9 protein-coding genes and 1 tRNA gene are annotated in these 12,544 nt (G+C 62.6%); 6 read left to right on the top strand and 4 right to left on the bottom strand.

The window, feature by feature from the left end; all coding sequences use genetic code 11:
• Positions 1–434: 434 nt before the first annotated feature.
• The 4 genes from BPHYT_RS14230 to BPHYT_RS14215 form a co-directional block, all read right to left on the bottom strand.
• Positions 435–509: transfer RNA gene (locus BPHYT_RS14230), tRNA-Val, on the bottom strand.
• Between the two features lie 48 nt (positions 510–557).
• On the bottom strand, positions 558–1,292 hold the full coding sequence (gene dnaQ, locus BPHYT_RS14225) for a DNA polymerase III subunit epsilon (protein ID WP_012433853.1): 735 nt from the start codon (positions 1,290–1,292) through the stop codon (positions 558–560).
• Positions 1,293–1,372: 80 nt separating this feature from the next.
• Entirely contained in the window at positions 1,373–1,819 is a 447-nt protein-coding gene (gene rnhA, locus BPHYT_RS14220) for a ribonuclease HI (RefSeq protein WP_007181008.1), read from the bottom strand.
• A complete protein-coding gene (locus tag BPHYT_RS14215) occupies positions 1,816–2,679 on the bottom strand; it encodes a class I SAM-dependent methyltransferase (RefSeq protein WP_012433852.1) in 864 nt (287 codons plus the stop codon). Before BPHYT_RS14215 ends, rnhA begins: the two co-directional genes overlap by 4 nt.
• 19 nt (positions 2,680–2,698) lie before the next feature.
• Here BPHYT_RS14215 and gloB point away from each other — a divergent pair, with 19 nt between their 5' ends.
• From gloB to greA, 6 genes are all read left to right on the top strand, one after another.
• The gene (gene gloB / locus BPHYT_RS14210) at positions 2,699–3,490 is read left to right on the top strand and encodes a hydroxyacylglutathione hydrolase (RefSeq protein WP_012433851.1); all 792 of its coding nucleotides are present in this window, start codon (positions 2,699–2,701) and stop codon (positions 3,488–3,490) included.
• 156 nt (positions 3,491–3,646) lie between these two features.
• Positions 3,647–5,341 (top strand): transglycosylase SLT domain-containing protein, encoded by a 1,695-nt coding sequence (locus BPHYT_RS14205; RefSeq protein WP_012433850.1) that lies wholly within the window; start codon positions 3,647–3,649, stop codon positions 5,339–5,341.
• Between the two features lie 210 nt (positions 5,342–5,551).
• Positions 5,552–6,793: an MFS transporter gene (locus BPHYT_RS14200; protein ID WP_012433849.1), complete on the top strand. Its 1,242-nt coding sequence runs from the start codon at positions 5,552–5,554 to the stop codon at positions 6,791–6,793.
• A 493-nt stretch (positions 6,794–7,286) separates the two neighbouring features.
• Positions 7,287–8,441: a glutamine-hydrolyzing carbamoyl-phosphate synthase small subunit gene (gene carA / locus BPHYT_RS14195; protein ID WP_012433848.1), complete on the top strand. Its 1,155-nt coding sequence runs from the start codon at positions 7,287–7,289 to the stop codon at positions 8,439–8,441.
• A gap of 220 nt (positions 8,442–8,661) precedes the next feature.
• Positions 8,662–11,916, top strand: a complete 3,255-nt coding sequence (carB, locus tag BPHYT_RS14190; RefSeq protein ID WP_012433847.1) for a carbamoyl-phosphate synthase large subunit — start codon at positions 8,662–8,664, stop codon at positions 11,914–11,916.
• 151 nt (positions 11,917–12,067) lie between these two features.
• Positions 12,068–12,544 (top strand): transcription elongation factor GreA, encoded by a 477-nt coding sequence (gene greA, locus BPHYT_RS14185; RefSeq protein WP_012433846.1) that lies wholly within the window; start codon positions 12,068–12,070, stop codon positions 12,542–12,544.

Genomic DNA, 12,544 nt, shown 5'->3' with positions numbered 1-12,544 from the left:
AATGCATAGGCGATTGAACTGCGGACTGTCTGGGAATTGCGTGGAGTGCCTTTTCAGGCGACACCACGTGAACGGCGATGCGGCGGCTTAATTCGGCGACTTAATCGGACAGATTAAGATCGCGAAAACGCTCGCGAGACCATGCCGGGGACGGCGATACGCATTGCGAACATGTGGCGCCTCCCTATGGTCGAATGAGGTGGAAAAATGGACGGGGCGAATGCCCGAGTGCCAACTATATCAGCAGTGTCAGGCGTCCGCAAACGTACGAAGATCCGGAGTTGACGGCTAGTCCGAACGTTGAGCACCGGAATCTGCCTGGCATTCCGTACGGTTTTCACCGGGCGACCTATGAGCCAAACCACGAAATGAAAAAGGGCTCACGCATTTCTGCGCGAGCCCTTTAGTCTTCGGTGATCGACACACCAAAATTCTGGTGGGTAGTACTGGGATCGAACCAGTGACCCCTGCCGTGTGAAGGCAGTGCTCTACCGCTGAGCTAACCACCCGAAGAGATCCGAATTATGTCAGGGATTTCCGGCCTCGTCCAGTACTTTTTAAGCGGTTTGCTCATCCGCAGCCGGCGCCGGTTCAAGGCGCCACACGCTCGTGCCCTTGATCGCCTTGTCGAGGCCGTCGAGTACCGCCTGGTGCGCGGCGAGCTCGTCGTCGCTGGCGGTGACCACGATCAGATCGAGCGAACTGAGCGCGACGCGCGGCGCATGCGCGTCGCCGCCGGCGTGCGACTCGCCGAGCATGTCGATGACAAGGCTTTCCTGGCCGCGCGTCATCGCCAGATAGACCTCGGCGAGCAGTTCCGAGTCGAGCAGGGCGCCGTGCAACGTTCGGTGCGCGTTGCTGATGCCGAAGCGGTCGCACAGTGCGTCAAGCGAATTGCGCTTGCCGGGGAACATCTGCTTGGCGCGCGCCAGCGTATCGATGATTTCGCCGCAGTAGGTTTTCACCGGCGGCAAACCCAGCAAGGCGAATTCGGCATCGAGAAAGCCGATATCGAACGGTGCGTTGTGGATGATCAGATCCGCGTCCTGGATGAAGTCGCGAAACTGATCGGCGATCTCGGCGAATTTCGGCTTGTCGCTCAGGAACTCGGTGGTCAGTCCGTGCACAGCCAGCGCGCCCGGATCGCTCTCGCGTTCCGGGTTGATATAGAAGTGCAGATTGTTGCCCGTCAGCCGGCGGTTCACCATTTCGACGCAACCGAGTTCAAGAATCCGGTCGCCGGTGCGGGCATTCAGGCCGGTGGTTTCGGTATCGAGGATGAGTTGACGCATGTCGGGTTAACCTGCTTGAAGATAGTTGTAGCAAAAAAGAGTGCGCACGCAGTGGACCGCGTGCGCCGTCGCAGCAGGACTTACAGCTGCGCGAGTGATGCGACGCCGCGATTGGCCAGCTGATCGGCGCGCTCGTTTTCCGGGTGGCCGTTGTGCCCGCGCACCCAGCGCCATTCGATTTCGTGTTGCGCGACGAGTGCGTCGAGCCGCTTCCACAAGTCGGCGTTCTTGACCGGCTGCTTGGCGGCGGTGATCCAGCCTTTCTTCTTCCAGCCGTGGATCCATTCGCTGATGCCTTTCTGCACGTACTGTGAGTCGGTGTGCACGACCGCTTTGCAAGGGCGCTTCAGCGCTTCCAGCGCGGCGATCACGCCCATCAGTTCCATGCGGTTGTTGGTGGTGTTGGCTTCGCCGCCGAACAGTTCTTTTTCCTGGTCGCCGAAGCGCAGCAGCGCGCCCCAGCCGCCGGGGCCGGGGTTGCCCTTGCAGGCGCCGTCGGTATAAATATCGATGAGATCGGAAGTCATTGAGTGTGGTTGCGTGTATTCGGTGTGGCGGCGGGCGCGAGGCCCGCGGCGAGGACGGGTTTCTTCACTTTCAGCGGGCCGACGAGACGCATGCCGCGTACGCGCTTGATCGCCTTGATCATGTAGGTGGCGCCGAAAATCGGCCACCAGCGGTCGCCGGCGGCTTCCATGAAACCGTAGCGGGCGAGCCATTGTTCGCTGCCAAGCGGCGGACGATAGCAGCCGAAGCGCCCGCGTTCAAGGTCGAAGCCCAGCAGCTTGATCCAGTCTTTCAGGCGCGTGAAGGCGATCAGATCGACGGCGGCCGGCACGAACGGCCGGCCGGTCATCTTGCCGACCGATTGCCGCGCGCCCCACAGCGACAGCGAATTGAAGCCGAGAATGATCAACTGGCCTTCAGGCATCAACACGCGCTCGGCTTCGCGCAACAGACGATGCGGGTCGCTCGTGAATTCCAGCGTGTGCGGCATGACGATCAGATCGACGCTTTGCGCCTCGAACGGCAGATCCAGCAGGTCGCACCAGACCGCGCTGCGTCCGGCCGGCGCCGGCAGACCCGCGAGGCCGCTCTGTGCGGCGCCGTTGTTCAAACCGTTGCGATCGCCATTGGCCGCACGGCCCGCGCCGCGCGGATATGCATACGGAGCGCTCGCTCCGCTCGCGGCGTCGAGCACGAGCCCGCGGCACGGCATGCGGTTCTCGCGCAAGGCGTCGAGTTGCGGCAAGCCGAGTTGTAGCGCATGGTATCCGAACACGTCCGACACCACGCGGTCGAGCTGCGTTTGCTCCCACTCGAGTACGTATCGGCCAGGTGGCGAGTGGGTCCAGGCGGGCCAGTCTATAATCGCTCGGTCAGTCATATCAAAGAATGCGTCGCCTATGAATGCGCTCGAGTACGTACCGGTCCCGGCGTTTGATGACAATTACATCTGGGTCGTTTCCGACGGACGCCACGCGGCGGTCGTCGATCCGGGTGAGGCCGCCCCCGTTAAAGCCTATCTGGCGAAACGGGGTTGGCGGCTGAGCGCTATTTTACTCACGCACCATCATCAAGACCACGTCGGCGGGGTGGCCGATCTGCTGAATGGCCAGGCCGTGCCCGTCTACGGCCCCGCCGGTGAAGCGATCGAGCATCTCACACACCGTCTGAAAAATGGCGATCACGTGTCGATTGCGGCGCCGGCGCTCAAATTGAGCGTGCTCGACGTGCCGGGTCACACGAGCGGCCACATCGCCTATTTTCAGGCGGCCGACCCGCAAGGCACGCCGCACGTGTTTTGTGGCGACACGCTGTTCGCCTGCGGTTGCGGCCGGCTGTTCGAAGGCACGCCAAAGCAGATGCTCGCCTCGCTGGATTCGCTGGCCGCGCTGCCCGGCGCGACCGAGGTCCACTGCGCGCACGAGTACACGCTGTCGAATATCCGCTTCGCGCTCGCCTGCGAGCCGGGCAACGCCGAGCTGCAAGCCTGGCGGGACAAAGCGAGCGAACTGCGCGCGCGCGACGTGCCCACGTTGCCCACCACGATCGCCCATGAGCGCGCAGTGAATCCGTTTTTACGCGCCGGCGACCCAGCGGTGCAGGCGAGCTTGCGGGAGCAGTTGCACGAGGCAGTGCCGGATCGATTGACGGCCTTTACCTTGATGCGCGAATGGAAGAACCGCTTCCGTTAACCCGCCCCCAGGCAGGGTAATCCTCACGCGAAGAATCGGAAAAATTCGCCAAGCCCAAGATTTACTTGATTTTTTCGTAATTTTCCGATTGACGTAAACGTTGCCGTTTCGTACTATCGGCTGCAAATTCCAGCCCTTGTGGAAGCCGAGATTTTCATGCGATTTATCTTTAGTGCGTTGCTGGTCCTGACGCTCGCCGCCTGCGCGAGCCAGGGACCGACGACGAGCATTCCGAACACCGCAACCAACCCCGCCAGTCAGCAAGCCGTAGCAGACGCCCTTCGCAAGTCAGCCACCGCCAAAGAGACGATCAACGTCGATCAAGGCTCCGTCACTCAGTTGACGAGCGCCGACGCTGACCTTTGGGGCCGTATTCGCCGTGGTTTCCAGATGCCGGACCTGCAAACCGACCTCGTCGACATGCAGGTCAACTGGTATGCGCAACGGCCTGACTACGTGCAGCGCATGACCGAGCGCTCGCAGAAATACCTTTATCACATCGTCGAAGAGCTCGAGGCGCGCCATATGCCGACCGAGCTCGCGTTGCTGCCGTTCATCGAATCGGCGTATAGCCCGCAGGCTTTGTCTGTCGCGAAGGCGGCCGGCATGTGGCAGTTCATGCCGGGCACGGGCCGCACCTACAACCTCAAGCAGAACATGTGGCAGGACGAGCGGCGCGATGTGCTGGCGTCGACCAGTGCCGCGCTCGACTATCTGTCGCGTCTGCATGACATGTTCGGCGACTGGCAGTTGGCGCTCGCGGCCTATAACTGGGGTGAGGGCAACGTGCAGCGCGCGATTGCGCGCAATGAAGCGGCGGGCCTGCCGACCGACTACCTCAGCCTGCGCATGCCGAACGAGACGCGTAACTACGTGCCGAAGCTGCAGGCGGTCAAGAACATCGTGATGAACCCGCAAATGTACGGGCTCACGCTGCCGACCATTCCGAACCACCCGTATTTCGTGACGGTAACCACCTCGCACGACATCGACGTGGATATGGCCGCCAAGCTCTCGAACCTGTCCGCGGACGAATTCCGCGCGTTGAACCCGTCGTTCAGGAAGCCGGTGATTCTCGGCGCCACGCAGCCTCAGATCCTGCTGCCGTTCGATAACGCGAGCGCCTTCGAGCGCAATCTGAAGACTTACTCCGGCTCGCTGTCGTCGTGGACCACGTACACGGTCACCGAACGCGCGACACCCGCGGCAATCGCGCAGAAGATCAGCGTCGACGCCGACACGCTGATGGAAGTGAACAAGATTCCGGTCGGCATGCGTTTGAAACCCGGCTCCACGATCGTGGTGCCGCGCGGTTCGGACGACGACGAGGACATCAGCGCCGACGTCGCCGAAAGCGCCGTGCTCGCCATGGAACCCGACGTCCCCGATACGCGCAAGATGCTGATTCGCGTGCGCCGCAATCAGTCGATGGCGGCCATTGCCGTGCGCTACGGCGTATCGGTCGGCCAGTTGAAGGCCTGGAACCGCACGCATCGCGACGCCGTTTCGCGCGGTCAGGTGATCGTGCTGCACGTGCCGGTCGGCAAAGCCATGCCGAGCGAGCCGGGTCCGGAACGCATCGCGACCGACGTGCAAGGCGGCGGCGTCGAGAAGATCGGCACCCGCGTCGCAGACACCAGACGCGAATCGCGCTACGATAAGAAGAAGGGTCGTGGCCGGGCAGAGGTGGTGAAGGTTTCCGAGCCGGTAGGCAAAGTCGTCAAGCCGACGGCATCCAGCGCCAGCAAGGGCAAGGTGACCAAGGTTTCGGCTTCCACGTCCAGCAAGGCGTCGAAGGCTGCGGCAGAGAGCCGCCCGAAGACCGCGGCCAGCGCGAAGAAGGGTAAATAGACCAATAGCGGCTCACACGGTAGTGACCACATGCGTTGCGGGGGCAGCGCATGAATTGCGCTCCGATCACGCACCGTGCTTTTTCCAACGCCGTCACCTGTGGTGACGGCGTTTTTCATTGTGCAGATCATTTCGCGCAAAGTCGGCGCTTTTCCTTTATCTTTCGTGCTTCGGTCAAACCCAATCGGCCAGCGGTCTAACTCAAAGCTCATGTCGTCGACCCAGTTGCGCGTCTTCCTGCTGTTCTCCGCCGGTTACTTCGTTTCCTACGTGTTCCGCGGCGTCAACCTCGGTTTTGCGCCGTTCATCACGCACGATCTCGGCTTGTCGGCCACGGATCTGGGCCTGCTCACGAGTCTCTATTTTCTCGGCTTCGCGGGTGCGCAGATTCCGGCTGGCGTTCTGCTCGATCACTTCGGCGCGCGGCGTGTCACGGCGGTCACGCTGCTATTCGCAGCGCTCGGCATCTGGGTGTTCGGCGCGGCCCATAACGTCGGCGTGATGATGGTGGGGCGCCTGCTGATCGGCGTCGGCGTGTCCGTGTGCCTTGGCGCCGCGTTCAAGGCATTGGCGCAGCACTTCGCCGCCGCGCGCCTGCCGTTGATGAACGGACTGGTGATGGCGATCGGCGGCTTCGGCGGTGTGATGGTCGGCTCGCCGCTGACGTGGGCGCTGACGTTCGCCAGCTGGCGCGCCGTCTGCGTCGGGCTGGGTGTGCTGACGGTGCTGGTCGCGCTAGCACAGTGGACGCTCGCGCCGGACACGAAGGAATCGCATCATCAGGCGAGTCTGGGTGCCCAGTTCAAAGGCACGCTGCATATCTTGCGCAGCGCGGCGTTCTGGAAGATCGCGTCGTTTTCGGTCGTCACGCAAGGCGTCTTCTACGCGATGCAATCGCTTTGGGTCGGCGCGTGGCTGCGTGACGTGCAAGGCTTCGAGCCGCGCGAAGCCGCCGCGCTTGTTTCGATTCTCGGCTTCGCGATGATGGCCGGCTGCGTGGGCTTCGGCGCGGCCGCGCGCGGTCTCGAACGGCGCGGTATCTCGCTCTATGCGTTTTGCGGCATCGGCATGGCGCTGTACGTCGTGACTCAGCTGCTGATCATGTTCAAGGCGCCGCTGCCGGCGGGCCTGTTGTGGGCGGCGTACGGGATCTTCGGCGGCACCGGCATTCTCAGCTACGCGGTGATGGCCCGGCACTTCCCGGCGCAGATGATCGGCCGCGTGAATACCACGCTGACGTTGATCATCTTTCTGCTGATTTTCGGCTTCCAGATTGGTGTCGGCGCCGTGCTGTCGCACTGGCCGGCGAGCGGCGGCCATTATCCGGCGGCCGCGCATCTGACGGCCTGGGGCATTCTCGTGGCGCTGCAGGTGGCGAGCGCAATCTGGTACGTGTTGCCGGGCCGTAAGCAGGTTCATCAGGCCGAGGTCCACGCCGAGCAGGACGCTTGAGGTAAAGCGAACCTGTAGTCTGCCGCCGGGCACGCCCATTCGATCGTCGTCACGGCGCTGGCGAGCGGTGATTCGCCGGTCGTGCCCCATCTCCCGGCGCTGTCCCGATTCGCCCCGGCGGAAGCGTTCCAGAGCACCGTCCGCGTCAAGCACGGCAAGGCTTTCAGCGGTTTCGAACCGCACTGTTTTGCGGGGCGACGCCATCTCGGATTTGGAGAGAAGGGCATTTTCACGCTATAATTCCGAGGTTTGAGCTTATCAACCCGCACCCTAGCGCCTACCTCTCCCATACCGTTCATCCGCCGCGCGCCACCGGCGTAGCAAGCAGGGCCCCGCCCCCAGCCGATCCGTCCACACAATGGACCCATCGCGCCCCTTGCAACGTCAACGGCAGTTCGCGAGCGAGTCTGCGCGCGCATCCCGGATGCGTTTCGCTGCGGCTCGCAGTCGGATAGACAGGTCGGCAACAGGGTGTTCCCCCAAGGAGTCTCCCGTGTTGCCGTCATTTTCTCCCGCTCTGCTCGCGCTCGCCGACGGCACGGTCTTTCGTGGTTACTCGATCGGCGCCCCCGGGCACACCATCGGCGAAGTCGTGTTCAACACCGCTATCACCGGCTATCAGGAAATCCTGACTGACCCGAGCTACGCGCGCCAGATCGTGACCCTCACGTATCCGCATATCGGTAACGTCGGCGTGAACGCCGAAGACGTCGAAGCTACGAAAGTCCATGCCGCCGGTCTGATCATTCGCGATCTGCCGGTTCTCGCGTCGAACTTCCGCATGGAGCGCACGCTCCCGCAATACCTGCAGGACGAAGGCGTGGTCGCCATCGCCGGTCTCGACACCCGCATGCTGACCCGCGTTCTGCGCGACAAGGGCGCGCAGAACGGCGCGATCCTCGCGGGTTCGGACGACGAAGCCAAAGCGATCGAACTCGCACGCTCGTTCCCGGGCCTCTCGGGCATGGACCTCGCGAAGGTCGTGTCGACGAAGGAAACCTACGAGTGGACCCAGACCGAATGGCGTCTGGGCGAAGGCTACGGCACGCAAAAGGCGCCGAAGTATCGCGTCGTGGCGTTCGACTACGGCGTCAAGTACAACATCCTGCGCATGCTGGCCGAACGCGGTTGCCACGTCACCGTGCTGCCGGCGCAAGCCAGCGCTGCTGACGCGCTCGCGCTGAATCCGGACGGCATTTTCCTGTCGAACGGCCCCGGCGACCCGGAACCGTGCGACTACGCGATCACGGCTACCAAAGAGCTTATCGAGCGCGGCATCCCGACCTTCGGCATCTGCCTCGGCCATCAGATCATGGGCCTCGCGGTCGGCGCCAAAACCATGAAGATGAAGACGGGCCACCACGGCGCGAACCATCCGGTGAAAGATCTGGACGACGGCCGCGTGGTGATCACGTCGCAAAACCACGGCTTCGCGGTCGACGCCGACACGCTGCCCGCCAACGCCCGCGCCACGCACGTGTCGCTATTCGACGGCACGTTGCAGGGCTTTGCGCTGACTGACAAGCCGGCGTTCTGCTTCCAGGGTCACCCGGAAGCATCGCCTGGTCCGCACGACATCGCCTATCTGTTCGACCGCTTCACGGCGTTGATGGACACGAAGAAGGCCGGCAAGACCGCAGCGGCATAAGGCGGCATCAAAGTTTCGGCGGCGCACGGCTCGCGCCGCGCTGCGCGTGATCGACGCACAGCGGCGCACACGCGGCGAGCCGCAGCAGACAGAGCAGAGCGCGCGCAACGCCACAGCGGCGCGTGCCGGCGGAAAGAACAGCAACCAGGTTGCATGGCACCGGAGTAAGGCGCTAAAGCGCCAACTCCGGTGGACACAGGAATACATTAGCGAGAGCGTTATGCCCAAGCGGACAGACATCAAGAGCATCCTCATCATCGGCGCGGGTCCGATCATCATCGGCCAGGCGTGCGAGTTCGATTACTCGGGCGCGCAGGCATGCAAGGCGCTGCGTGAGGAAGGCTACAAGGTCATTCTCGTCAACAGCAATCCGGCGACGATCATGACCGACCCGAACACGGCCGACGTGACCTACATCGAGCCGATCACGTGGGAAGTGGTGGAGCGCATCATCGCCAAGGAGCGCCCCGACGCGATCCTGCCGACGATGGGCGGCCAGACCGCGCTGAATTGCGCGCTCGATCTGCACGCGCACGGCGTGCTGGAGAAGTACAAGGTCGAGCTGATCGGCGCATCGCCGGAAGCGATCGACAAGGCGGAAGACCGCCAGAAGTTCAAAGATGCGATGACCAAGATCGGCCTCGGTTCGGCCAAATCGGGCACCGCGCATTCCATGGAAGAAGCGCTGGCGGTGCAAGCGGACATCGCTTCGCAAACGGGCAGCGGCGGCTATCCGGTCGTGATTCGTCCGTCGTTCACGTTGGGCGGTTCGGGCGGCGGCATCGCGTATAACCGCGACGAGTTCGAAGAGATCTGCAAGCGCGGTCTCGATTTGTCGCCCACGCGCGAGTTGCTGATCGAAGAGTCGCTGCTCGGCTGGAAAGAGTACGAGATGGAAGTGGTCCGCGACAAAAAGGACAACTGCATCATCGTCTGCTCGATCGAAAACCTGGACCCGATGGGCATCCACACGGGCGACTCGATCACCGTCGCGCCGGCGCAAACGCTCACGGACAAGGAATATCAGATCCTGCGTAACGCATCGCTCGCGGTGTTGCGCGAGATCGGTGTCGACACCGGCGGTTCGAACGTGCAGTTCTCGATCAATCCGAAAGACGGCCGGATGGTCGTGATCGAAATGAATCCGCGTGTGTCGCGCTCGTCGGCGCTGGCGTCGAAGGCGACCGGTTTCCCGATCGCGAAAATCGCGGCGAAGCTGGCGGTCGGCTACTCGCTCGACGAACTGAAGAACGAAATTACCGGCGGCCAGACTCCGGCGTCGTTCGAACCGACCATCGATTACGTCGTTACCAAGATCCCGCGTTTCGCGTTCGAAAAATTCCGCGAAGCCGATTCGCGCCTGACCACGCAGATGAAGTCGGTCGGCGAAGTGATGGCGATTGGCCGCACCTTCCAGGAATCGTTCCAGAAGGCGCTGCGCGGTCTGGAAGTCGGCGTGGACGGTCTGGACGAAAAGACCGATAACCGCGACGAGATCATCCGCGAGATCGGCGAAGCCGGTCCGGATCGCATCTGGTACGTGGGCGACGCGTTCCGCGTCGGCATGACGGCCGAAGAGATTTTCGAAGAAACCTCGATCGACCCGTGGTTCCTCGCGCAGATCGAACAGATCATCCTGAAGGAAAAGGCGCTGGCCGGCCGTACGCTCGCCAGCCTCTCGAAGGAAGAGCTGAAGTATCTGAAGCAAAGCGGCTTCTCGGATCGCCGTCTCGCCAAGTTGCTCGGCGCAAAGCCGGCGGAAGTGCGTCAACGCCGTATCGAGTTGAACGTGCGCCCGGTGTACAAGCGCGTGGATACGTGCGCGGCCGAGTTCGCCACGAAAACCGCCTACATGTACTCGACCTACGAGGAAGAGTGCGAGGCAAACCCGACCAGCAACAAGAAGATCATGGTGCTGGGCGGCGGCCCGAACCGGATCGGTCAGGGCATCGAGTTCGACTACTGCTGCGTGCACGCCGCGCTCGCCATGCGCGAAGACGGCTACGAAACGATCATGGTCAACTGCAACCCTGAAACCGTTTCGACCGACTACGACACGTCCGACCGTCTGTACTTCGAATCGCTGACGCTCGAAGACGTGCTCGAAATCGTCGACAAGGAAAAGCCGGTCGGCGTGATCGTGCAATACGGCGGTCAAACGCCGCTGAAGCTAGCACTGGATCTCGAAGCGAACGGTGTGCCGATCGTCGGCACGTCGCCCGACATGATCGACGCCGCGGAAGACCGCGAGCGTTTCCAGAAGCTGCTGCAGGACCTCGGCCTGCGTCAGCCGCCGAACCGTACCGCGCGCGCCGAAGACGAAGCGCTCAAGCTCGCCGACGAAATCGGTTATCCGCTGGTGGTGCGCCCGTCGTACGTGCTGGGCGGCCGCGCGATGGAAATCGTGCACGAGCCGCGCGACCTCGAACGCTATATGCGCGAGGCCGTGAAGGTGTCGAACGACTCGCCGGTACTGCTCGACCGCTTTTTGAACGACGCGATCGAATGCGACGTGGATTGCATCTCCGACGGTGAAGCGGTGTTTATCGGCGGCGTGATGGAGCACATCGAACAGGCGGGCGTGCACTCGGGCGACTCGGCGTGCTCGCTGCCGCCGTATTCGCTGTCGAAGGAAACCGTTGCTGAGTTGAAGCGCCAGACTGGCGCAATGGCGAAGGCGCTGAACGTGATCGGCCTGATGAACGTGCAGTTCGCGATTCAGCAGGTGCCGCAGGCAGACGGCTCGAAAGAAGACGTTATCTACGTGCTCGAAGTGAACCCGCGCGCCTCGCGCACGGTGCCGTACGTGTCGAAGGCAACCAGCCTGCCGCTCGCGAAGATCGCGGCGCGCGCCATGGTCGGCCAGAAGCTCGCCGATCAAGGCGTGACGAAGGAAATCGATCCGCCGTACTTCAGCGTGAAGGAAGCCGTGTTCCCGTTCGTCAAGTTCCCGGCAGTCGATCCGGTGCTCGGACCGGAAATGCGTTCGACCGGCGAAGTGATGGGCGTGGGCCAGACGTTCGGCGAAGCGCTGTTCAAGTCGCAACTCGCGGCGGGTTCGCGTCTGCCGGAGTCGGGCACGGTGCTGCTGACCGTGATGGACGCCGACAAGCCGAAGGCCGTCGAAGTCGCGCGCATGCTGCACGAACTCGGTTATCCGATCGTCGCGACCAAGGGCACGGCCGCCGCGATCGAAGCGGCCGGCGTGCCGGTGAAGGTCGTCAACAAGGTAAAGGACGGCCGTCCGCACATCGTCGACATGATCAAGAACGGTGAGATCGCGCTGGTCTTCACGACCGTCGACGAAACCCGCGCCGCGATCGCCGACTCGCGTTCGATCCGCATGAGCGCGCAGGCGAACAAGGTCACGTACTACACGACCATGTCCGGTGCGCGTGCCGCTGTGGAAGGTTTGCGCTATTTGAAGGACCTGGAAGTCTATGATTTACAAGGCCTCCACGCTCGCCTAAACTAAGGCTTCGAATACCTGTCCAAGATGTAAGTGCCGCGGTTAAGCGGCGTTCCGCAGGTGCTTGACGCCGGGCTTTGCCCGGCGCTCCGGCCCCCGCGGAATGCACTTAACCGCGGTGATTTTTTTTACGGCTGTTTTTTGCATAGAGTTGTTTATGAGCACTGTTCCATTGACTAAGCGCGGCGCGGAAATGTTGCGCGATGAATTGCAGCGCCTGAAATCGGTTGAGCGTCCTTCGGTGATCAATTCGATTGCGGAAGCGCGTGCCCAGGGCGATCTGTCGGAAAACGCGGAATACGACGCGGCGAAGGAAAAGCAAGGCTTTATCGAAGGCCGGATTGCCGAAATCGAATCGAAGCTGGCAGGCGCGCAAGTCATCGATCCGGCGGCTGTGGAAGCGGACGGGCGCGTGGTGTTCGGTGCGACGGTGGAGCTGGAAGATCTGGATTCGGGCGCGTCGGTCAAGTATCAGATCGTCGGCGACGACGAAGCGGACATCGACCATGGTTTGATCTCGATCAGCTCACCGATTGCGCGCGCCCTGATCGGCAAGTCGGAAGGCGACGTTGCGTCGGTGCAGGCACCGGGCGGCGTGCGCGAATACGAAATCATCGCGGTTAGCTACGTTTGA

Source organism: Paraburkholderia phytofirmans PsJN, from assembly GCF_000020125.1.
GTDB classification, from domain to species: domain Bacteria; phylum Pseudomonadota; class Gammaproteobacteria; order Burkholderiales; family Burkholderiaceae; genus Paraburkholderia; species Paraburkholderia phytofirmans.
This window is presented reverse-complemented; position numbering and strand designations above follow the sequence as displayed.

Bases quoted from the DNA above. Each gene is read 5' to 3' on its own strand.
- dnaQ (WP_012433853.1), bottom strand. From the start codon at position 1,292: ATGCGTCAACTCATCCTCGATACCGAAACCACCGGCCTGAATGCCCGC.
- rnhA (WP_007181008.1), bottom strand. From the start codon at position 1,819: ATGACTTCCGATCTCATCGATATTTATACCGACGGCGCCTGCAAGGGC.
- BPHYT_RS14215 (WP_012433852.1), bottom strand. From the start codon at position 2,679: ATGACTGACCGAGCGATTATAGACTGGCCCGCCTGGACCCACTCGCCA.
- gloB (WP_012433851.1), top strand. From the start codon at position 2,699: ATGAATGCGCTCGAGTACGTACCGGTCCCGGCGTTTGATGACAATTAC.
- BPHYT_RS14205 (WP_012433850.1), top strand. From the start codon at position 3,647: ATGCGATTTATCTTTAGTGCGTTGCTGGTCCTGACGCTCGCCGCCTGC.
- BPHYT_RS14200 (WP_012433849.1), top strand. From the start codon at position 5,552: ATGTCGTCGACCCAGTTGCGCGTCTTCCTGCTGTTCTCCGCCGGTTAC.
- carB (WP_012433847.1), top strand. From the start codon at position 8,662: ATGCCCAAGCGGACAGACATCAAGAGCATCCTCATCATCGGCGCGGGT.
- greA (WP_012433846.1), top strand. From the start codon at position 12,068: ATGAGCACTGTTCCATTGACTAAGCGCGGCGCGGAAATGTTGCGCGAT.